Below are 22,119 nucleotides of genomic sequence, written 5' to 3'. Positions count from 1 at the left end.
TAAGGTTACTAAAGTTAAGGGAAGTTAGCAACTTATTCCCTTTTCATTCCCATCTAAAACGGAGATTGCTAAATCCTGCTAGTAAAAAGAAGCCCAGTTTCCTGAGCTTCTCTGAAAGTTCTTACTGATTAATAAGGATCTGCTTCGCCGCCCATGTTCTTAGCCTGGTCTACTGCATTGTCAGCTTTTTCGGATCCAGTGTGCTCTCCTTGTTCAGAAGCAGCCTGCTTCAGACCTTCTGAGACTCTGCGTCCATAATCCTCATCTGCATTTGTAAAATATTCAACCATTTTTTCCTGAATCTGCGGCTGGCAGATCTTCAAGGCATCAACAAGGTTGGAAACAAGTTCTTCCCTTTCCCACTCTTCAAAGCTGCGATACGTATCTCCTGCCTGACCAAAATTATTAGTGCGGTCAATTGGCTCACGAACAAGCTTATCGTTATAGCTCGGCTGATGATCCTTTCCATTCTGCTCAGCTTCTCTCAAGCCTCCAAGGGTGGAAGGCTCATAATCAACATGCGGATTTTGGCTCGGTGCACGATCCACATAATATTGCATTTGGCCGCCTCTTTGATTGGTTGCGACACGCTTTTTAGCGGCATTGATTGGAAGCTGCAGATAGTTGCTTCCTACTCGGTGACGCTGTGTATCAGAATAGGAGAACGTTCTCCCCTGAAGAAGCTTGTCATCAGAAAAATCAAGTCCATCAACAAGTACTCCAGTACCAAACGCAATCTGCTCAGTTTCATTGAAATAGTTTTCAGGATTTTTATTAAGAACCATTTTCCCAACCTTTAAGAATGGAAATTGGTCTGCAGGCCACAGTTTTGTAGGATCTAAAGGATCGAAATCCAGTTCAGGATGATCATCATCGCTCATAATCTGAACGCAAAGCTCCCACTCCGGATATTCTCCCTTTTCAATCGCTTCGTATAGATCCTGTGTCGCATGGTTCAAATTCTTGCCTTGCAGCTCATCAGCCTCTTTTTGCGTCAGGTTTCTAATATCATTATTAATAGGTTCCCAATGGTACTTAACAAGTACTCCTTCTCCATCTTTGTTCACCCATTTATATGTATTGACACCTGAGCCCTGCATTTCGCGGTAGCTTGCCGGGATGCCCCATGGGGAAAAGAGGAAAGTAACCATATGAGTTGCCTCTGGTGATTGAGACAAAAAGTCAAACATTCTTTCAGGGTCCGGAATGTTGGAAACAGGATCCGGCTTGAATGAATGTACCATATCAGGGAATTTAAGAGGATCACGGATAAAGAAAATTTTCAGGTTGTTTCCAACCAAATCCCAGTTTCCGTCCTCAGTATAAAATTTAACCGCAAAGCCGCGCGGATCTCTTAAAGTTTCAGCCGACTGTCCGCCGCCTACAACTGTTGAAAAGCGAACGAATACAGGTGTCTGTTTACCCTTTTCCTGGAATACTTTCGCTCTTGTATATTTCTCAACAGGTTCATCTCCTGCTGTACCATATGTTTCGAAATAGCCATGTGCGCCTGCACCTCTTGCATGTACAACGCGCTCTGGAATCCGTTCTCTGTCAAAATGAGATATCTTTTCAAGGAAATCATAATTTTCCAGTGTTGTCGGACCTCGATTGCCTACAGTCCTGACATTTTGATTATCAGTAACAGGGTGTCCCTGTCTGTTTGTTAAGGTGTCTTCACTTTCACCAGTGCCTTTGCGGGAATCAGCAGGTCCGCCTACTCCATCAACCGCAGGCCCAATCTTTTCCTTTTTATCCTTGTCCAATCTAATCCCTCCTTGAATTAACATACAAACTATTTATTACCTCTTTCTAAATTTTATAAACCTCTTTCTTATACTTAGAGATTATAACTGTGACCATTTATACGTACAGTGCTGCATAGTCAAGCAGGAATTTTGTGCCTATATTTTTGATAACTTAACGCAAAAATACCCTGGGAAGGTCCCAGGGTATCTATTTTTCATATTAAATTTTACGGTCATCTGAACCAAACAACCCGTTATTATCACGGTCTCTGTCGTTTTCGAACAATCCGTTTGAGCGGTTGTCATCGTCTAACAGGTTTCCGTCTGTTCCGCCATCTTGTACATATTCATCGTTTTCAAGACCAGTTGATTGACGGCGAGTCACTGAATCTTCATCTTCCAGCATAGCTGAACTATTGCGGCCTGCTGAATTGCTAAGTCCATTAGCTGAGTCAGCATCATGCACATTCAAGCTGCCTTCACTGTCAATGGAAGCTTCTTCACGGCGAACAGTATCGCGAACTTCCTTCGTTTCCTGAACTGTCTTTTTCCCAATAACAAGTTCATCAGTTACAACAGGTTTTTTCGTTACCTCAATCTTTTCTTCTATTACAGGTACACGAATTTCCTCTCCATCTGTAATCGGCGAAGCATCACGAGCCTCTCTACCGTCTACAGAACGGCGTTCTACGTATACTTCTTCATGCTCAACAGGTACATTGATGCTCTTTTGTTCAGTAACAACTTCTTTGTTTACATGAACTTCGCCAGCTTGTACTCTTTCTTTCTGTACATTCAACTCTTCCTCGCGCAGCTGAATCTTCCTTTCCTCATCTGCACTCAACGTTGAATCATTTGTTTGGCCAAAACTGCTGCCATTTGTTACACTGTTAGCAGAACGAGTATTTTCTGTACCCATTGTGCTTTCAGTTCCATAGCTGTTATCCATCATAGTTGAAGAAGTTGATGTCATATCACTTCTGCTATTCATGTCAGTCGTCCCTGTACCATTAGTTGATGTTAATACTAGAAACTTACCGTTGTTAATATCATCTGCATAACGATCAGCATGGTCATTTGAAATGCCCATATTTGTCAGCCTGCCTCTTACATCAACATTGCTGTTATCTGTACCATCGTCTAATAATGCACTTTTCATTTTATCAAGGAAAGAATCATTATGACGATCATTTGTAGATACATCCTCGATATCAGTGCCGGTTGAGTTTGCCAAATTATTTCTGCCGTTTGTTACAACTGAAATATCATTTTTGGAATAACCTTGTGCTGTTAAATCCTCTACACAACGGATAACCTCTTCTTCTGTACTATAGATACCTACAACATGCTTACTCATTTCAAATTCCTCCTTCAAAAGTTAAATTCATTTTTTAAATTTAAGTAGTATCTTGCATACAGGTTTAATACCCCGTACCAACTTGCTTAAACTCTCAAAAGTATTTTGTAGTTTTTTTGTCATTTTGAAGGGAGATTCTGTAATTGCGATTGGAACCGTTGAAAGAGGGCGGTAAGGTAATAGAGTGCAGTTTTTTTAGTTTGTAATGAATGGATGTTTTTAGACTCAAAGATTGCAACAACCATTTTTCTTTGCCAGATAAAGGACATTTCTGCCGCATTTTCACTCACTTTTGTCCTTCATCACCCTAATGAAGGACATTTCGGGCGCTTTTCACCCACTTTTGTCCTTCATCGCCTTGAAGAAGGACATTTCTAATCCTCTTCCATTAAGGTTTGCCCTTCATCACCCTTAATCTTTTCCCCGCCTGCCTGCTTTCACTGCCAGTTCAATTCCAGCTGACAATAAGAGTATAAAGATAAATGGAAACACAATCATATATGTATAAAACAAGAGATCAAGTTCATTTTTCATAAAAGCAAGCAGAAACATCCATATTGTCAGGAGAACGACCCAAACACCATAAGTGAAGAAAAGTCTCTTATTGTATAAAAGGATGGCTGCGATACATAAAATGGTGACAATCAGTACAAATCTAATCATCGTAAACAAAATGTCAAAGTTTTTCAGCAGTAAAATTGCCAGCATGAACACAGAAAGCGCGGCTAACACAACACCATGGGCCTTCAATTGTTTTTTCGTAAATTTCATTGAGGCTACCCTTCCTTTTCCTGAGCTGCTATTAGTTTATATGAAACGGAGGCAAATGAAAAGAAACCACAGGCGTACATCTTTTATAGAAGGACGCCTCCCACTGAATACATTTATAAAAAAGCAGATTCGAAAGATTGTCTAAGAGAGTCTGTGCTGCCTTGAAGTCCGATTAAGACAATCACACATTCTTCATCGTTGGATTCCAGCTTACTCATGTTCAGTTGTTTTCCAGCGTACTGAAAATCGTATAGCTGGCCTGTTTCAGCTAACCTGACAACTCCTTTACCACGAATAATGTCTGAAGGCAGGGACTGAAGCCATTTTTTAAAGTTCTGTTGATTTATACTTGGCACGTTCTCTATTTTTACAGCCTGAAACGCGCCATGGTTGCTGTGTTTCCGGACGTGTTCACCATCACAATCCGGGGGGCACCCGCAGCTTTTTTCATTCTTGCCAAGTGTCACGATGGGAATAGCGGTATTCAGCAATGCTTCTGCAGCTACATCACCGTAAGAAGTAAAATAGAGATTTCCTTGCTTATTCTTCAGCATGCTTTGCAGTTTGCTCTCGATCTTTTTCCGCTTTTTTTCATCAGCCATATCTGTTTTATTCACTATCAATGAAGAGGCGTAAGCCACCTGGTCTTTTAAAAGAGTCCGAATTTCTTTAGAGCTTGAAAAAATACTCTGATACTCCAGGAAGTTTGCTGCATCAATGACACTAATGATCGATTTTAATTCATACGTATGGAAAAACTCAGGACTCAGCAGAGCTTCAGTGATTTCTAAAGGGTTGGCCACACCTGTCCCTTCTATCAGCAGAACGTCAGCCCCCTTTACTTGCGCTTCTTTGGCAAACTCTTTCAAAGTCAGCTTAAGATCTTCCTGAATTGTACAGCAGATGCACCCGTTCAATAGTTCAAATACCTGCTGATCAGTAAAAAGGTGCTTTTCCACATTCTTTTCACCAAGTTCATTCAGAATAATGCCAGGCGTTTTTCTTTGCCGCTTCAACTCTTGCAGCAGATTGATTAAAACAGTGGTTTTCCCGCTCCCCAGAAAACCGCTGATGATATATACTGGTATTGTATTCATCTTTCCTGCCTCCCTCAGTAGATTCTCATAACGTTATCTCTCACAATTTTATCAGTATTCTTAACATTTTCTGCCCGATTACATCTCACTAATCATCATTACAATAGAAAGAAGGAGTGTCATGAGCAGCTCTATTTACAGAACGCCTGAAGGAAAAAAAGGCATTCAAAAATACTATGACCATTACCTGCAGCAGCTGCCAATTACATTTCAACGGACATACGTGCCAACCAGCTGCGGCAACACGCATGTACTCTTAGCAGGACCCGAAGATGCCAGCCCTCTTATAATCCTGCAAGGAGGAAATTGCATCAGCCCCATGACCCTGTCCTGGTTCGCACCATTGTTCAGCAAGCATAGAATTATAGCCCCTGACACTCCCGGGCACCCGGGCTACAGTGAGGAACAAAGGCTGAATAATGACAATACCGCGAGCTGGATCAGCAACATTATGGACCACTATAAATTGTCTTCCGCTGCTTTTATAGGGCCTTCTTTCGGAGGAGGAATGATTTTGCGCCTGGCTGCCGTTTCTCCGGAAAAAATTTCTTGCGCAATTCTTGTAGCGCCTGCCGGCATTAAGCTTGGCAGCAAATATAAAATGATTCAAAACATACTGCTGCCGCTCATGAAATTCAAGATATTCTCTTCTCAAAAGCATTTGTTTACGATTACTAACAATATGTCTTTAGGTTTCATGCGGGAAATTGACAGGGAGATAACAGGACACATTTTTCAACATGTGAAACTTGAACGTAATATGCCAAAGCTATCAACACAGAGGGAACTTCGTAACTTTAAAGCACCCACAATGATTGTCGCCGGAAAGGAAGACATCTTCTTTCCGTCTGATATACTGGCGCCTGCTTCAACAAAGATTTTCCAAAATCTTGTGTCCTTTAAAGAAAGGTCAATGGGTCACTTTCCTTCCTCCAAAGACCTCAAAGTCATCAACGAAGATATCTCAGCTTTTTTGGACATGTATTGTCAATAGACATGAACTTGTATAACAAAAACGAAAAAAGACTGCGGAACAAACTTTAGAGAAAAGTTTGCCTGCAGTCCAAGCAGCAGTGCTGCTTATTTTTTCTTTAAAACCTCAGTAAGCTGCGGCACAATTTGTTTCTTCCTTGAAACGACTCCCTTCAGAAGAGCAGAGTTGTTCTGAAGGGTAACACCGAATGCTTCCTCCACTGCATCTGCATCATTTCCTGCAGCGACAATGACGCTGTCATTATTGAGGATATCAGTCAAAACAAAAAGGAACAAATCAAGGTTTTTCTCGGAAATCACTGTTGCTAGTTTTGTTTGGAGTTCATCCTGGCGGCTCAATACATCCTGAAGATCTACCGCATTAACCTGGGCAACTTCAACTGTCTTGTTCCCCATAGGAAATTGTTTTGCATCAAGTGATATCAACTGATCTATGGATTTATCACTAAGATCAGCACCCGCCTTCAGCATGTCGAGCCCGTAGCTTTCTGCGTCAACTTCAGCTATTTCTGCAAGTTCGCGTGCAGCCTCGATGTCCTGGTCTGTGCATGTAGGCGACTTAAATAAAAGAGAGTCGGAAATAATAGCGGACAGCATTAAACCTGCTGTTTCCTTTTTGATCTTCACGCTGTTTTCTTTATAAAGCTTGTTAAGAATTGTAGCTGTGCAGCCCACTGGCTCGGCACGATAGTAGACAGGATCCGCTGTCTCAAAATTGGCAATTCTATGATGATCAATTACTTCCACAACTTTTACTTCATCAATATCTGCTGCGCTTTGCTGTTTTTCATTGTGATCAACAAGAATGACTTCTTTTGCTTCACCAGCTACCTCAGTAACTAAACGGGGTGTTTCAGCACCAAACGTTTTTAATGCAAACGCGGTTTCTTCATTTACTTCTCCCAAACGGATTGGTTCTGCATTTATTCCCAACTGTTTTTTCAATTCCGCATATGCAATAGCAGAGCAAATTGAATCTGTATCAGGATTTTTATGTCCAAGAACTAATACTTTTTCCATGGTTTCTCTCCTCGTACGATAATGTGCTGAATCTCACCCGTTATTTTACCATAGAACCTTCATTTCCTAAAACGATATCTTTCTTGTGAAACTTCCTCTCTTATGAAGAACTTGGGGTATTCCCCCGCTCTCTAAAAGCACTAGCTGATACTGCAGATTACTGTTAAAAATTCAATTTAGCCTAGAGAACCAATGATTCTTTGTGCGGCTGCTTTTGCTCCTGCTATATTTCTAGAGGTTGGTCCTATTTCCAGTTCTGCAAGAGCCCCCATGACATATAATGATTTTTTCCACTGCAGGTCTTCCGGGACAATTGGAAATCCGCATTCTGCACATATAAGATTTTCGTCTTCTTTAAGTTTCATCAGCCAATCTAAATCTTCAATATTGCTTGTAAACCCTGTTGCAAGGATAATATGATCTGCCTGCAGGCTGCTCTTGCTTTGCAGCTCCACATGCACCATGTCTTTTTCAGCAACTGCTCTTTCCACTTCATCAACAACTATAGAAATCTTTCCATTTCTGCTTAACTTTCTGACTACTGAGGCTACATCCGCCGGAAGAGAACCCTTATGTCTTGCCCTTGTAATACTTTCTCTCCTTTGAGAAGGATCTTTCATCTTTCCAAATGAGTTCATCAGTTTTGGTCCGAGCCAGCCGGGATCGCTGTCAAAATCATGTATTCTGATTGTATGGCGGGAGAGAATTGTAACATGTTTGCCCTGATTGCAGAGTTTTATGGCGAGCTGTGCTGCAGAAATTCCACAGCCTATCACCAAGATTCTTTGGGCCTCTTTCAGCTGAACTTCTTCTTTGGAAAAGACATGAGATATCAGCTTTTTGTTGTCACGCTTGATTTCAAATGCCCACTCCGGCCAGTTTTCCTTTTCTGTAAATCCTGAAGAGATCACTGTATTTTCACTGTAAACATAGTTCCCGCTGCCCAATGATATCTTCCATCCGTGCTCATATCTTTCTATCTTGGATACTCTGCCTTTCATCCACGATTTGTCCAGGTTAGTTTCCTTGAACAATTCTAGGCAGTGATTATTGAAAAGTTCCAAAGAGGGACGCTTGTATTTACCGTACAGATGATGTTTACTCCCCAATCTTTCAGCATATACCTGCAGGCTGAAAGCATGAGTATCGAGATGATGCACAGAAGGCGATCTTAAATATTTCATGTCCGTTCTGCTGGTGTTTTTCTGCCAATTAAAAAGCGGAACAGGATGAGGATCTATGATTGCAATCTCTTCCGCTGATGCTTTTCCTGACTTTACCAATGCAATTGCAAGAGTACAGCCTTGAATGCCCCCTCCGATAATAACCCAGGGCCATAAACCAATACTCATATTCTCCACCTCAAATCGTAATTATTACGTTTTATTATATAGAGTCTTGCCGGGTAAAGAAAGTAATTTCGTGAATTAGACTAAAAGACCTAGATATTTAGCCGATAACAATAAAGAAAGAAAAGTCTTTCAGCAACTATTACATATTTTTTTCCAAAAAATAACCAATATAGGTCATTTGTAATGGTTGATACTGTGTTACAACGGGTAAAGTATAGCAACAAGGAAAATACAAATCTTGCCCTCCAATGGTAAATGAAGGGAGAATGTAAAAGTGGCAGTACAACAAGAGGAAATTGTCTATTTTATAAAGGAAATTGGCCGCTTGATTGAGGATTACCGCAATTGCACCCATGACGAAGTGAAGTATATGATATATAAAGAAATTCAATTGCTCAGTGATGTTATTGTTGAAATAGACAAGAAGAAAATGGTTCATTAAACCGGAGATTGCAGCAGGCAATCTCCGGTTTTTTACTGTAAATAAGCTTTCAACCCAGCCCTTCACCTTTTTAATTAAAGTTTACTTTAAAGAGAAAGCCAGCCTCAAAGTGAGTTCCCCCGTATATCATTTGGGGCATAATGTGCAGTAAAAATCGATTCAAAAGGCTTGACTACAGGTTTAGCACCAGCTTAATAAGTGAACATAACGAAAAAGAAGGAACAATGAAGCAGCTGAGACGGCTTACATAGACCGGAGGAACCCTATGACTAAACAAGAAGAATTCAAATACATTTCCAACAAATTTCTTGAGAACAAACAAAATATTGCGTCGAATATGTTCCAGTTAATTGAAGAACATTATGAACATTCGCCTGCCGTGCCAGATGTGCTAAAAGAAAATCTTGGATTGCTAAGGCTAAATCTGGTGGAAATGATTGCTGCAGCGCTTCTTCATGAGGAAGATGCCGCTGAAAGAGTGTCACTTTGGGCAGAGGAAGTAGCGGAAAGTAATGTCAGAAGGGGTCTGGAGCTCGATACCCTGCTGCATGCAGTGTCTTTTTACAGAGCTTCCCTATGGGAAATTTTCGAAGACGATCTGCAGGAGAGAAAAATTTCATTTCAAACACTTCTTGAAGGTCTTCAGCTCATAGACAGGCTTCTGGATTCAATTATTTTTGCTTTTTCAAGAACATATGTTGACTACCAAAAGAGAAATTTGGAACTTGCCAGACAGGCAGTTGATGAACTTTCTGTTCCAATCGTGCCAATCAGCAGCGAAATTGGTGTGCTCCCTCTTGTAGGAGAAATCGATACCAAACGGGCAAGTCTTATAATGAATCATTCACTATCTTATTGCACTAAGCTTAGGCTGAAACACCTGTTCATTGACTTGTCAGGGGTACCTGTGATGGATACGATGGTAGCAAATTATATATTCCAAGTATCTCAGTCGCTAAGATTGATAGGAGTTGAAACGACCATTACGGGAATTCGCCCTGAAATTGCCCAAACAGTGATTGGACTTGGCATCGACTTTCGCTCAGTAGAAACAAGAGCAAACCTTAAACAAGCTCTTGCCGGCCATGGCTACAGCATCCGACCCAGTTGATATGACTAAATAAAACCCCAGCCCCACTTATATGGCATGGGGTTTTTTTTTGATTGCAGTCAGTTTATCTGCCGTAATGAGATTTGAAGCTTGTATAACCGTCATCCGCCATCACAACTGTTCCATTGATTACACTGGATTCCTCTGAGGCCATAAAAGCCACTACATCAGCAATCTGCTCAGGCTCAATTATGTTCCCTGTCATTTGCTGGCTGGAAAGATGGTCCCATAATCCAAGATCTTTATAACCTTGAACGATTGGGGTATTGACGCCTCCAGGTGCGACTGCAGTAACACGGATGCCATAAGGAGCAAGTTCCAGTGCAGCAGATTTTGTCATCATAATCACTGCTCCTTTTGCAGCCTGATAGCCAAATACTCCAGGAGATGCCATGTATCCGAATACAGAAGCTGTATTAATAATGCTGCCTTTCACATCAAGTTCCTTCATCTTTCTTCCAGCGGCTAATATGCCATAGTAAACGCCATACTGATTCACCTTTACCACCTTGTCGTAATCTTCAGGATTGTGATCCAGGAATGGCTTATTTAGTCCGATTCCAGCATTATTAAACATGACATCTATCGTTCCGTATGAATCTGCAGCATATTGCACAAGAGCTTCAACTTCTTGAAAATGTGTTACATCAACTTTGTAAAAAGCAGCTTCGCCTCCGCTATTTTCAATAAGAGAAACTGTCTCTTTCCCTGTATCTTCATTGATATCTGCGACAACAACTTTTGCTCCTTCACGAACAGCCTTTAGAGCTGCAGCTCGGCCAATTCCGCTTCCGCCACCAGTTATGACCATTACTTTTTTTTGCAATCTCATACTTTTCACCTCCTGCTTTTCATCTTATAAACATATTAACGGAAAATAACATACATTGACTATTTTTTTGAAAATATCTGGTAAAAAAGTAGAAAAATTGAAATTCATTTAACCGCATCAAAAGGCAAAACTGCATGAACTCCTTTTACCCCATTCACCACCTGTGTGATGCGAAGGTCCACCGTCGCACTTGCCAGTGCTGCTGCCTCAGCTCTGTTGATTGTAAACTTATTGGATATATAGTCTACCATGCTGTTCATTGCAGAAGCTGCAGCGGTATTTAGGTCTTCGTGAAATCCGAAAGTAAGCCAGCCCTCAGATGTACTGCTTGCAGGAAGCCTAAGTTCCATGTCACGAACAATATTCAGAGTTAAGTATACATCATCCATCGGACATTCAATTGCCTGTCCTGAAATCTCACCGTCTCCTTGGCGCGCATGCCCGTCGCCCGCTGTGAAAAGCGCTCCGTCTGCAGAAACAGGCAAATAAAGTGTGCTTCCTTCAGTAAGCTCCTTACAATCTATATTACCGCCCCAGTAGTTTGGCGGAACGGTGGAGAATACACCTTCTTCACTTGGTGAGACAGCCAGGAATCCAAGAAACGGCTTTAAAGAAACTTCAAAGCCCCATTCTCCAATTGAAGAGCTTCCCGTCATTTTTTCCCTGTTTAACAGCCAGTCCAAACGAGCTTCCTTTTTCGTTAACTCAAGCTGCTCATTTTGCCAATTGAATTTTCCGCCAGCAGTATTCCACCCATACCAGCCTGGAGTGAGCTGATCAATTTTAACTTCCAGCACATCCCCGGGCCTTGCACCATTCACATAGATGGGACCCAGTACAGGATGGCCCCAAAAATTCTCCCTTTCGCGTGACTGGAAGATTTCTCTTTCCTCACCCTGTTGCGAAGAATATCCCCAGCCGATATCAATTGCAGTAAATTGAACGGTGTCACCGGAATTTACAGCAAGGATAGGTTCATAATTCCTGCTGATGGATCCCTGCAGGTGTTGATCTTTGATTTCAATCTGATGGATTTTTTTCATTGTTTTCTCCCACTGATGAAACTGCCAATACTATATTCATTCATACACCTTAAGCAACTCATACTGAAAGCCTCCATATTGATAGCCCTGCTTTCTGTACATGTCCCTAGGTGTATCCTCACCATTTGCAACGAGTATGACAGTTTGATCGGCATATTGTTTCATGACCCAATGCTGAAGAGCTGTTCCAATCCCTTTTTTCTGAAACTGCTCTTTCACACCCAGTCCATCTATCTCAGCTGTCGTATTTGATAGGATCACATCCACTGAGCCTGCCGGAGCACCCCTGTAATAGGCTATCACCTGCTGCTTGTGCGCTGCATAAAAATCTGCAATCAGTTTCTCCTGCTTTCTCAAGGCAAATTCTTCTCCATATTCCTTGGTAAAGTCGTACTGAAGAGCCAGGTAATCCTGCAAAGTTTGTACAGTAACAGCTTCCACGGTAATATCAGGGTTTCCTTCCGGGACACTGAAGGTATCAGGATCTATATGATAGAGCTCCAGAATTCCCACTGTAAAATCCTCATACTTAAACAGCTTCTGCAAATTTGGCGGCAGTTCCATATTTTCCGGAAAGTAGAATCTTACGTGCTTCTGGTTATATTTCTCATGAAAATTTCTCAAGTAGGAATAAGCTCGTAAAAATTCCTCACTACTGGGCATACTCTTAAATACAATAAAATTGCTGTCATATTGCAGCAGCATTTCCTGATTATGTACGTGAATAAACAAAGCTGAATCTTCAATCTTTTTTCCTTCTTTATATATATTGCTAAATGTAATTGAAGTCATGAAATCCCCCCTGCTTCCTATTATACTTGAAAGGAGCTGGAGTAAAACAGCCCTTTTTCCACCATCTTCCTTTTCAGTCATGAGGTGATAGTTCAGTGTTTCCAATCAGGAAGGCAGCAGCAAATACAGCTGACTTTCACAAAAGAGATAACTCCCTGGATGCCGCCCATAAAAAATGCTTGAAGCGTTCACGCTTCAAGCATAGATCTCTATATTGGTTATCTAATGATGCTATCATAGCAGCATATGTTATCCTGTTTTTCTCACTCTCAGCAGTGCTGTTTCTGACTTTGTGAGAAGAAAGAAAGAAATTCCTCCCAAAGCAGCTGTGATAAAAAGAATAGAGCCCATTGGAATTGCAGTGCTTTCATTCAGACCGACAAGCGGAGATACAATGGAGCCGAGCGTGAGCGGAAGCATACCGAGAACAGCACTTGCTGATCCAGCTCTATGACCTTGATGTTCCATGGCAAGTGTAAAGGAGCTGGTGATAATCATGCCAATGGACGTCATATAAATAAAAATGGGAATGACTAGTGACGCAATGTGACCTTGAACAATGGTCATAATCAACAGAACGCCTGTAGAACCAGACGCAATCACTACGGCTATTTTCAGCAGGCTGCGCACAGGCATTACGCTGCTGAAACGGCCGATGATGTAGCTCCCTGCTATAATGGCAATACCGTTAATCCCGAAAAGAATGCTGAACATCTGAGGAGAAACCTCATAGATTCCCTGATACACAAATGGTGTTCCTGCCACATACGCAAAGCTGCCGCCGTGAATAAAGCCGACAATCAAAGCATATCCAATAAAAGTGCGATCCCGAAACAAACTGGCAATGGTTAACAGCGAGTTTTTCAGTGAGCTAGGGACGCGTTTTTCTGGCGGCAGCGTTTCAGGAAGTTTTCTGCCAATCACAAAAACAATCAGCAGGCCAAAGATTGCAAGAAAATAAAAGATGCTGTGCCATGTAGCAAACGGAAGCAAAAGCAAGCCTCCACCAGCTAAAGGAGCTACCAGCGGTGCAGTAGAGTTAATAACCATGAGCAGAGCAAAGAATTTTGCGAGCTCATTGCCGCTGAATACATCTCGTACTACTGCCCGGCCAAGAACAATTCCGGCTGCAGCAGTGAACCCTTGCAAAAAGCGGGCAACAATGAGTACAGTTATATTTGGTGCCAACGCGCAAAGCAGGGAAGAAAGGGAAAATAAGAAAATTCCAATTAATATCGGTTTTTTCCGGCCAACTGAGTCACTGATGGGACCAATTACAAGCTGCCCCGCGGCAATGCCAATGAGACAGGCTGTAAGACTGAGTTGAACAAGCGATGCTCTGGCATTCAGATCATCGGCAATTTCCGGAAAACTTGGCAAATACATATCAATGTTAAAAGGACCTAAAATACCAAGCATAGCCAGCAAAAAAGCGAGGACAATCCGCTCTTTGCCTGTAGGGTTTTGCAGCATAACTAACAACCTTTCTGTAAATAATGCAGTCTGTCTGAATCCACAAAGAAAGGTGCTTATCCCTTATAGGAAAAGCACCGCCTTTAATGAATGTAGACAGACTTCTTTGTTGAATTACTACATTGTAACACGAATCTTGCCCCTGCCCTAATAAAGAATACAATTAATCCAGCAGTTCTATTTCAACAGATTGTATTCCGGGAATGCTCCTCAAGTCTTTATACACCTCGGAAGGAAACCGGTCTTGTGCTACATTGACAAATATATCAACCTGGCATGTACTTTCTTTTACCACATCCTTAATCTTAACAGATCGAATGTCTATTTGATGTTCTCTGACTGTATGGAAAATCTCGCCAACATCTACCTGTTCCGGTATTCTGAGCCTTACCTTCATTTCAATTTGCCGAAGCGAAGAAGGACCGAATTTTTTCAGAAGCGGAGCGATTACTTCCATCGTGGAGATCATAAGAATCATCGCTGTAATGGCTTCAATATAGAATCCGGCTCCAATTGCAATTCCCACTCCTGCTGCACCCCATATAACAGCAGCAGTCGTCAGGCCGCTGATTACATCATTGCTTCTCCTTAAGATTGCTCCTGCGCCTAAGAACCCTACACCTGAAACAATTTGCGCTGCCAGCCTCAAAGGGTCCATCGGCCTGCTGTACTCTTTGGCATAAATATAAGAAGCTTCTATTGAGACGACAGTCAGGAGGCATGAACTGACAGCAATAATAATAGTGGTTTTCAGTCCAAGGGGCTTTTTTTTCATCTCGCGTTCCAGCCCGATCACAATCCCCACAACAAGGGATAAACACAGTTTGATTACAGCATCTTCATGCATGCTCCAAGACATCTCCCCATCCCCCCTTCCAAGCAGCTACAAACATATATATGTAGGGGGGACGATAAAAAGAAAGAGGAAATTGCTTTACTGCACTGCACAGTTAAAAGTGCGTGATAATGCCTGCTTTTCCTCATAAAAAAATCTCCCCGTTCAGGGAGAATTTTTATCACTTTAGTTTTTCTGTACCTTGCTCTGTTAACGCTTTTTCAAGCCGGTCATCCTTTTCCGGAGATCCATAGTGAATGTTAGTTAACTTACCTGTATCCTTTGGCTGATACACTTTTTTGTCAGTCATTGTCATCCTCCTCGGGTTCACTTTCCCTTTTATTTTATACAGAATGAAAAAATACATGTGTGTAAGGGAAAATGGACAAGCACTGGAAATATATGTAAATTATCAAATTTTATGATATAATGTATTTTGCACAGCTGTTGAAAAACCCTCAGGAAAGGGGGTGACCACCTTGGATGAAGTGTATCAGTTGCTGAATGTGATGTTTGGATTTGGGATGCTCCTTATTGCGGTGTTATCCTTTGAAGATAAAAAAAAGTAACTGCTCCCCCTCAGAAGCAGCTACACTGAACAGTCAACTGAATGCATTAAACATTCAGCTGTGCTTTCCTCCTTTGGCGGCTGAGACCAAAGGAGGATTTTTCCTATTCAGTTTATGCATAACAGGTATAAGATAACACAAACAACTAAGGAAGTACCAGCTCAGTCTTCAGAAAAATGTTGATTTTTCCCCTGTTCAGTTTTTCCATCTGTTTTTTATAGCGAAAAATACAATCCTGGCTGCAAGAAGAACTATAATTGTCAGTGCCGTATAGGCAACTGCCTGCTGATCTGCTTCCTTCACAATGATGGCAATATAGGCCCAAATAAATACAAGCGGATACAAAATGTCTCCTTCTTTCATATTGACAAACAATGCAAGAACTCCTCCAACAGCAAGCATGATGAGAACCCAAGGAAATTCGGATAACCCGAGAAAGGATTCTATATCTTGTGTATAAAAGAAGATAAACACATTTACTATGGAAGCAACAGATATCCAGCCCATGTAGATACTGATTGGAGCTCTCAGTAAAAAGGGCTGTTTGCCCGGAACTTTCACTTTACTGTAGATGACAATCAGCGTAATCAGAATGGCTGCCATCAGTATCAGCGTGATGATAAACATTTCATAGTGAAAAGCGAGTATCCAGAGGCTGTTCAACATTGCGTTACCGGCAAACCAAAATCCGACCTTTAGATAGGCAATCTTTTGCTCTCCCTTTGCAAAGAATTGTTTGATCACCCAGATGCCAAGTAAGATATAAATCAAACTCCAAATAGAAAATGCGTAGCCCGCCGGTTCAAAAATGATCGGAAGGCTGTCTGATATATCTCCAGTAGTTCTATCATTAATTGGCAATGCGTTAGCCAGGTAGTTAACTGCTACCATGATAATATAAAATATGAGGTTAACAATTGCTAACACTCGGTTGTTTCTCATCCTTAAAACTCCCCTCTAGCTGTTCTTATATCCCCTTACCCTTTCCTTAAAAGCAAAAACTACTTTTTCCCTTTTTTCACAAACAAAAAAACAACCAGATTTTTCCGGTTAGAAACACTGAAATTTCGGGTACTTTTACTTTGCACAAACATTCAAGGCTAAAAGGAGTGATAGGCATATGGCTAAAACAGAACTTGCAATGCATGAAAAACTGGAAGTACATGAAATTCTCCTGTTTAAAACAGCATGTGCTACAAAATCTACCGCAATGCTTGAATTTGTAGAAGACAATAAACTCAAAAAGCTTCTGGAAGATGATGTGAAAAAATCAACCAAAGCTGTTGAAGAACTGCGTGACATTCTTAAGGATGCAAAATAACGGTAAGGAGCTGAAGTCAAATGGCAAAAACAGATACTAAGGAAAAAATTCAAAGTGTACTGGATGACCAAGCTATAGCCACAGACCTGTTAATTGCAGCCAAAGCAGGCGTTCGCAACTATGCTGTTGCCATTACAGAGACAGCTACGCCTGAAGTGCGCAAGATACTTAAAAAGCAGCTTGATCAGGCGATTGACGCCCATGAAAAAATTGCTCAGTATATGATTGACAATGAAATGTATCATGCATATGACGTAAAAAAACAAATCAAAGAAGACATTAAGAAAGCCGACAAAGCGCTTGAATTTGCCAAGTAGGTAGAAGCCTGTACTGCTGTATAAAATCAGCGGTACAGGCTTTTTTCTTTTTCACATGTTATACAGCATGTATATCCAAATGTCTTCAATAATTTCCTATATATTTTACCGCTGACAAACTATGTGGCTGAGTTGGCGTTTAATAGGAATTCATAACGGGAATACAATCTCTATACAACAACAGTTAACTATTTTATTTAGGAGGAATTTAAAATGACCCAAAACACAGTGACTAAAATTCAAAGCGATGAAAAAAACAGCAAATTGATGAAAGGAATTATTATTGGAGGTATTGTGGGTGGAGTTATCTCCCTATTAGACTCACAAACTCGCAACTCTGTTAAAACAACTGCAGTAGATATCAAAGATTCATCTATGAATATGATCAGCCAGGTGAAAGAAAATCCGGGTGAAGTCAAAAATCAAATGATTGACCAATTCAAATCAGCTGCAGGCACATTAAAGGATGCAATCAATGATGCTCAACAGCTTTATGAGCGTGTGAATCAGGATATTTTTGGAAAAGTAAATGATGTTATGGAAATTTCAACTGATACTCTTTCCACTGTAAAAGATGCTCAAGCAGAAATTACAAGTATCGGCTCTAAAGTGGCTGAAGCCGGTTCTGAACTTGCCGATACTGTAAAATCAACTACAGGCGGCGGAAGCACTTCATCTTCCGGTTCAGATGTCAGCAGCAGTAAGCCAAACACTGTGATGCCGGCGATTGACAGCAATTCAACTAACTTTGGTGAAGAGGTTACAAACAGACAATCATAGAACACTTAAGCCCCCACATGCTTGGGGGCTTTTATCATGCCTGTTAAAGTCTTTTCGATGCCCCCCATCTCTCCGCCCCCTTCCCTCTGATATGAACAGCCATTTTCCAATAGAAACGTTTGACTGAGTGAAATTTCTGCTGTTAAAATAAGAAGCTGCTATTACTTCTGCAGCTAGAATCTGCTGTGCTGCGATATAGAAAGTTTTTCAGGAGGTTTTCATGTTTTATTTAAAACGCTTTTTTTCCGGATACACTGCCGGAGAGAAACTGCTGTCACTTTTCATTCTGCTATTATTCTTCTCCTCTCTTTACTTCGTACACAATAATTTCTTTTTATATAAGCAAACCATTGCAGAGGTAAAAGAAAGTCATATTACAGAGACAACCGAAATCGTGGATACTTACCAAAATGAAGATAAGCTGTTTCTTCAGCAGCTACAGGTTTCCATTAAAAATGGGAGCGAAAAAGGAGAAATCATCACCTTAGAAAATTCATACTCAGCTTCCCAGGTGTACGATTCAGAATATAAACCAGGTCAGCATTTGTTTATCAGTACAGAAATTAATGAAAATGGACAAATTAACGGAACCATTTTGGATGTGAAACGAGATCAATATCTGGTCCTCGCTGGCTGGGTTTTTGTCATCATTCTTCTGCTGGTAGGAAGAAAACAGGGCTTCTTTTCAATTTTGAGCCTGTTGATTAATGCATGGCTCTTATCATACGCTTTGGATTTGTACTTGAAGAATGCGAATTGGAGTTTGCTCCTCATTTGCAGTATAAGTGTGATTTTATTTACAGTATCCTCCTTGCTGATTGTGAACGGTGCTAATGAAAAAACCTATGCTGCCATTGCTGCAACACTTCTGGGTACATTTTTGTCATTACTGATTACTGTGCTCGTATTCTGGGTGACAGCTGAAAGAGGACTTCGATATGAGGAACTGCAGTTTATCACCAGACCATACCGTGAAGTATTTCTGGCAGGTTTATTTCTTGGCTCTCTGGGAGCTGTCATGGATGTCGCTATAACCCTGTCTTCTTCCCTATTCAGCATGTACGAGAAAAATCATCATATATCAGTAAAAACTTTGAAGAAATCCGGCTTGGAAATCGGCCGGGATATCATGGGAACAATGACCAATATCCTGTTCTTTGCCTATATAAGCGGCTCAATTCCCATCCTGATTCTATATTTCAAAAACGCTTCTCCACTCGGTTATACACTGTCCTTAAACCTTTCTCTGGAAATGGCAAGGGCACTTGCCGGGGGCATCGGAATTGTTCTGACTATTCCAATAGGCTTGTACACAGCAATCTTTTTTATTAACAGAAAGAGGTTAAAAACATGAATGCTTTAGTACTGCTTGCAGCTATTTTATTGCTGTTAATGATGCTTATCGGGGGGAAAAAGGGAGTCAGGTCATTTCTAGCTCTTTTTTTAAATTTCAGCGTTGTTTTTATTACTGTTATTTTTATGAATGATCCTAACAGAAACCCAGTTGTTTTAACACTACTTGCTGCTTTAGTTATCAGCTGTATCAACCTGTTTTATATTAATAAAATAAACATTAAAACAAAAACTGCGTTTGTATCTACCATTCTTTCTCTGCTCTTCTTGCTGTTTTTTATTCTTATTATGACAGATACAGCTGCGATACATGGCTTTAGTGATGAAGAAATACAGGAACTGAGTATGTTTTCTCTTTATATCGGGGTGGATTTTGCAAGGGTGGCTGCTTCTGTCATCATCATGACCACGATTGGCGCCATTACTGACACAAGTATTGCCATATCATCACCCATGAAAGAAATATGTGATCAGAACCCTCACATGAATAGAAAAGATTTGTTTCTCTCTGGCATGAGCATCGGCAGAGACATCCTGGGAACAAGCACCAATACGCTGTTTTTCGCCTTTTTCGGAGGATATCTTGCCATGCTGATATGGTTTAAAGATTTACCCTATTCAGCAGGAGAATTTATTAATTCCAAGGTGTTCAGCGCAGAGATGATCACCATACTCAGCGCGGGAATCGGAGTAACAATTGTGATCCCCATCACTTCATGGATTACAAGCTATTATTTGGTAAGGAGAAAAACTCGTTAAGACCTGCGGGACGGCAGAGTTTAAAATGGTAAGGAAATTCAAACCTATCTGATAAAAGAGCGGAAATTTTTTTTGTGAAGTCATGTTTCAATGAACAAACGGAAAAAATTAAGCGGAGATTATTCCGTTACGTGGACTTATAGGAGTTTTCCAGGTGATATAAGGGTAAGGTTTTCGGTTATCCTGTTAAAAGTCAGCAAAAACTAGGCTTTTTGAGTAGATAGATGGAATTTCTCCGTTTAATGAAGCTGTTTTTAACTGCTAACTGCTGCTTAAGCGGAATTGCTCCGTCTATTCATCGGAATATTGCACAAGGACGCAATTGCATCTTTGATAGTTGATGATTCAGGAAAAAGACCCATCAGCCCAAGCTGATGAGTCTTTTTTTCACTATATTCCTGCGTGTCATATACTTGGCGGAAGCTCCTTTGCTTTCCGTTCCTGATAAAATGTATAAAAGTTAATAAAAGTCACTTTTATTACACAATATAATGGAACGGCAATAAGAATCCCGATCAGGCCATAGATTGAACCGGCCACTACCAGCAGCAGAATAACTGTGAGAGGATGAAGCTTCAGCCTGCTTCTGAACACAAGCGGGGAAATCAAATTCCCTTCCAGCTGCTGTACAATCAGAACTACCACCACAACCCATACCGCGAGCATTGGATCCTCCATCAGAGCAACAAGCACTGCAGGAAGCGTTCCGAGCGGCGGACCAAGCAGGGGAATTACACCAGTTATAATGGCAAATAAAGCAAGAACCAATGCGAAATCCAGGCCAATGATTAAATAGCCGATATAAATCAGTACCCCGTCTATAAAGGCCACCGTCATTTGTCCGACTATGTATTTTGACAGCGTATCATCGATGTCGGTAAATACTTTTCGTGCTTTTTCCCTGTATTTGTAGGGAAATGCCTGCAATGTCAATGGCAGAAATTTGTGCCCGTCCTTCAGGAAAAAGAACAGTACAAACGGGACTACCACCATGATTGTTGCCACACTGGTGATCGCAGTTAATATTCCCATGATGTTATTTCCGATACTTTCAGCCAGATTTCTAGCGAAGGTGAAAAATCTTTCCTTGAGCTCCTCTGCTTCCATCAACCCAAAATTATTATTGTTAATAAAATTCTCTGTCTGTTCTGCGGTCTCTCCCATGTCTTCAGGCAGCCGCTCTATCAACTGGGCCACTTGAGTTTTGACAATATCACCGATAGAGTAACCTGCAAAAGCAATACCACCGATTAAAATGAGGAATACAATCAGCACAGCAAGCGCTCTCGGTATATATTTTCCTTTTGCAAGCAGCTCTACAAGCGGCCTAAGAATGTAATAAAAGAATCCTCCGATGACAATGGGGAAAAACAGCGTAGAAATTACCTGAAAGATTGGATAGAGAATATAGCTCATTCTTCCCAGTAAATACAATGCAATTAAAACCAAGACTGCCCCGGTCATATACTTAAAGAACGGATGTTTATACCACACAGTTCCTCCTCCTCTCAAATCTTCTTTTCGCATATTCTTTCCCTTAATTCTTTTCTTTCAACCATCTCTTTCTCTCTCCCTTTATACAGCAGTTTTGAAGTTCAAAAGAGCGGGTATCAGAATAACAAGCAGGTAAAATAGACAAACTATTACACCGGGAGGTGAACATCATGCTTTGGACCATTATCTCCGTACTGATAATCTTCTGGCTGATTGGATTTGCCCTTGATCTAATAGGCGGTTTAATTCACATCATCCTGATAGTGGCTGCTGTTCTATTTATTATGAGAGTGATCAAAGGCCGGCGCTCTGCTGCCAGATAGGATAGTGCGCAATTGCAGTATGAAAAGCGATGAGTCTCAATTTGCTCAGTTTCATATAGCAGAAAACAGGCTGTCGAAAAGCTTCGACAGCCTGTTTTCTTGCTTTAGATTTTAGGATCCACTGTCTTCAGCTGGAGGGTTGGTTTGGGTTCGGCAACTGAAGGACCGTTTTCTGCTTTTCTTATCTGTTTTGTCCTTCATCGCCCTGATGAAGGACTTTTCGCTTGCTTTTCCACGCAGTTTTGTCCTTCATCGCCCTGATGAAGGACATTTCTCTTGCTATTCCACTTAGTTTTGTCCTTCATCGGCTTGATGAAGGACATTTCCTTTGTCATTT

Annotated in this window: 24 protein-coding genes; 10 read left to right on the top strand and 14 right to left on the bottom strand. The window is 41.0% G+C overall.

Annotated elements, in window-relative coordinates; genetic code table 11:
• Positions 1–128: 128 nt before the first annotated feature.
• The 4 genes from GJU40_RS07225 to GJU40_RS07210 all read right to left on the bottom strand — a co-directional run bounded on the left by GJU40_RS07225 (position 129) and on the right by GJU40_RS07210 (position 4,973).
• Entirely contained in the window at positions 129–1,790 is a 1,662-nt protein-coding gene (locus GJU40_RS07225; RefSeq protein WP_154307088.1) for a catalase, read from the bottom strand.
• Between the two features lie 178 nt (positions 1,791–1,968).
• Entirely contained in the window at positions 1,969–3,105 is a 1,137-nt protein-coding gene (locus tag GJU40_RS07220; protein ID WP_154307087.1) for a YsnF/AvaK domain-containing protein, read from the bottom strand.
• Positions 3,106–3,516: 411 nt separating this feature from the next.
• On the bottom strand, positions 3,517–3,876 hold the full coding sequence (locus GJU40_RS07215; protein WP_154307086.1) for a hypothetical protein: 360 nt from the start codon (positions 3,874–3,876) through the stop codon (positions 3,517–3,519).
• Positions 3,877–3,989: 113 nt separating this feature from the next.
• Positions 3,990–4,973 carry a CobW family GTP-binding protein gene (locus tag GJU40_RS07210; RefSeq protein WP_154307085.1) on the bottom strand — a complete coding sequence of 328 codons (984 nt, stop codon included), beginning with the start codon at positions 4,971–4,973 and terminating at the stop codon, positions 3,990–3,992.
• A 121-nt stretch (positions 4,974–5,094) separates the two neighbouring features.
• Between GJU40_RS07210 and GJU40_RS07205 the strand changes: the two genes are divergently transcribed.
• Complete coding sequence (locus tag GJU40_RS07205) at positions 5,095–5,967, top strand: alpha/beta fold hydrolase (protein ID WP_154307084.1); 873 nt, start codon at positions 5,095–5,097, stop codon at positions 5,965–5,967.
• Between the two features lie 86 nt (positions 5,968–6,053).
• Here the strand turns inward: GJU40_RS07205 and GJU40_RS07200 are convergent, their stop codons facing one another.
• Together GJU40_RS07200 and GJU40_RS07195 are read right to left on the bottom strand one after the other, a co-directional pair.
• A complete protein-coding gene (locus GJU40_RS07200; RefSeq protein WP_154307083.1) occupies positions 6,054–6,986 on the bottom strand; it encodes a manganese-dependent inorganic pyrophosphatase in 933 nt (310 codons plus the stop codon).
• Positions 6,987–7,162: 176 nt separating this feature from the next.
• Positions 7,163–8,338: an NAD(P)-binding domain-containing protein gene (locus GJU40_RS07195; protein ID WP_154307082.1), complete on the bottom strand. Its 1,176-nt coding sequence runs from the start codon at positions 8,336–8,338 to the stop codon at positions 7,163–7,165.
• Positions 8,339–8,612: 274 nt separating this feature from the next.
• Between GJU40_RS07195 and GJU40_RS07190 the strand changes: the two genes are divergently transcribed.
• Complete coding sequence (locus GJU40_RS07190; protein ID WP_154307081.1) at positions 8,613–8,780, top strand: hypothetical protein; 168 nt, start codon at positions 8,613–8,615, stop codon at positions 8,778–8,780.
• A 265-nt stretch (positions 8,781–9,045) separates the two neighbouring features.
• Positions 9,046–9,891 (top strand): STAS domain-containing protein, encoded by an 846-nt coding sequence (locus GJU40_RS07185; RefSeq protein WP_154307080.1) that lies wholly within the window; start codon positions 9,046–9,048, stop codon positions 9,889–9,891.
• A gap of 64 nt (positions 9,892–9,955) precedes the next feature.
• Here GJU40_RS07185 and GJU40_RS07180 read toward each other — a convergent pair whose 3' ends face one another.
• The 6 genes from GJU40_RS07180 to GJU40_RS21200 form a co-directional block, all read right to left on the bottom strand.
• Positions 9,956–10,723 (bottom strand): SDR family NAD(P)-dependent oxidoreductase, encoded by a 768-nt coding sequence (locus GJU40_RS07180; RefSeq protein WP_154307079.1) that lies wholly within the window; start codon positions 10,721–10,723, stop codon positions 9,956–9,958.
• 104 nt (positions 10,724–10,827) lie between these two features.
• Entirely contained in the window at positions 10,828–11,766 is a 939-nt protein-coding gene (locus GJU40_RS07175) for an acetamidase/formamidase family protein (protein ID WP_154307078.1), read from the bottom strand.
• Positions 11,767–11,802: 36 nt separating this feature from the next.
• Positions 11,803–12,558: a GNAT family N-acetyltransferase gene (locus GJU40_RS07170; protein WP_154307077.1), complete on the bottom strand. Its 756-nt coding sequence runs from the start codon at positions 12,556–12,558 to the stop codon at positions 11,803–11,805.
• A 249-nt stretch (positions 12,559–12,807) separates the two neighbouring features.
• On the bottom strand, positions 12,808–14,031 hold the full coding sequence (locus GJU40_RS07165; RefSeq protein ID WP_154307076.1) for a Bcr/CflA family efflux MFS transporter: 1,224 nt from the start codon (positions 14,029–14,031) through the stop codon (positions 12,808–12,810).
• Between the two features lie 163 nt (positions 14,032–14,194).
• Positions 14,195–14,890 carry an MgtC/SapB family protein gene (locus tag GJU40_RS07160; RefSeq protein ID WP_154307075.1) on the bottom strand — a complete coding sequence of 232 codons (696 nt, stop codon included), beginning with the start codon at positions 14,888–14,890 and terminating at the stop codon, positions 14,195–14,197.
• 157 nt (positions 14,891–15,047) lie between these two features.
• Positions 15,048–15,176 (bottom strand): hypothetical protein, encoded by a 129-nt coding sequence (locus GJU40_RS21200; RefSeq protein ID WP_281350673.1) that lies wholly within the window; start codon positions 15,174–15,176, stop codon positions 15,048–15,050.
• Positions 15,177–15,354: 178 nt separating this feature from the next.
• On the opposite strand from GJU40_RS21200, the gene GJU40_RS20965 reads away from it, so the two are divergent.
• Entirely contained in the window at positions 15,355–15,435 is an 81-nt protein-coding gene (locus GJU40_RS20965; RefSeq protein ID WP_343031456.1) for a putative holin-like toxin, read from the top strand.
• Positions 15,436–15,630: 195 nt separating this feature from the next.
• Here the strand turns inward: GJU40_RS20965 and GJU40_RS07155 are convergent, their stop codons facing one another.
• On the bottom strand, positions 15,631–16,377 hold the full coding sequence (locus GJU40_RS07155) for a tryptophan-rich sensory protein (protein ID WP_154307074.1): 747 nt from the start codon (positions 16,375–16,377) through the stop codon (positions 15,631–15,633).
• 178 nt (positions 16,378–16,555) lie between these two features.
• Between GJU40_RS07155 and GJU40_RS07150 the strand changes: the two genes are divergently transcribed.
• The 5 genes from GJU40_RS07150 to GJU40_RS07130 all read left to right on the top strand — a co-directional run bounded on the left by GJU40_RS07150 (position 16,556) and on the right by GJU40_RS07130 (position 19,965).
• Positions 16,556–16,756, top strand: a complete 201-nt coding sequence (locus tag GJU40_RS07150) for a spore coat protein (protein WP_154307073.1) — start codon at positions 16,556–16,558, stop codon at positions 16,754–16,756.
• A gap of 20 nt (positions 16,757–16,776) precedes the next feature.
• A complete protein-coding gene (locus tag GJU40_RS07145; RefSeq protein ID WP_154307072.1) occupies positions 16,777–17,073 on the top strand; it encodes a spore coat protein in 297 nt (98 codons plus the stop codon).
• 213 nt (positions 17,074–17,286) lie between these two features.
• The gene (locus tag GJU40_RS07140) at positions 17,287–17,853 is read left to right on the top strand and encodes a hypothetical protein (RefSeq protein WP_154307071.1); all 567 of its coding nucleotides are present in this window, start codon (positions 17,287–17,289) and stop codon (positions 17,851–17,853) included.
• Positions 17,854–18,073: 220 nt separating this feature from the next.
• Positions 18,074–19,207: a YibE/F family protein gene (locus GJU40_RS07135; RefSeq protein WP_154307070.1), complete on the top strand. Its 1,134-nt coding sequence runs from the start codon at positions 18,074–18,076 to the stop codon at positions 19,205–19,207.
• Complete coding sequence (locus GJU40_RS07130) at positions 19,204–19,965, top strand: YibE/F family protein (RefSeq protein WP_154307069.1); 762 nt, start codon at positions 19,204–19,206, stop codon at positions 19,963–19,965. The genes GJU40_RS07135 and GJU40_RS07130 overlap by 4 nt, the downstream gene beginning before the upstream one ends.
• 405 nt (positions 19,966–20,370) lie before the next feature.
• On the opposite strand, the gene GJU40_RS07125 is transcribed toward GJU40_RS07130, so the two are convergent.
• Positions 20,371–21,459, bottom strand: coding sequence for an AI-2E family transporter (locus GJU40_RS07125; RefSeq protein WP_343031448.1), 1,089 nt, complete (start codon positions 21,457–21,459; stop codon positions 20,371–20,373).
• 170 nt (positions 21,460–21,629) lie between these two features.
• Here GJU40_RS07125 and GJU40_RS07120 point away from each other — a divergent pair, with 170 nt between their 5' ends.
• Positions 21,630–21,782, top strand: coding sequence for a lmo0937 family membrane protein (locus tag GJU40_RS07120; RefSeq protein WP_154307067.1), 153 nt, complete (start codon positions 21,630–21,632; stop codon positions 21,780–21,782).
• Positions 21,783–22,119 lie beyond the last annotated feature (337 nt).

The organism is Metabacillus lacus, from assembly GCF_009674805.1.
GTDB classification, from domain to species: Bacteria; Bacillota; Bacilli; order Bacillales; family Bacillaceae; genus Metabacillus_C; species Metabacillus_C lacus.
The sequence above is the reverse complement of the archived record's forward strand: the minus strand, read 5'-3'. Positions and strand labels throughout refer to the sequence as shown.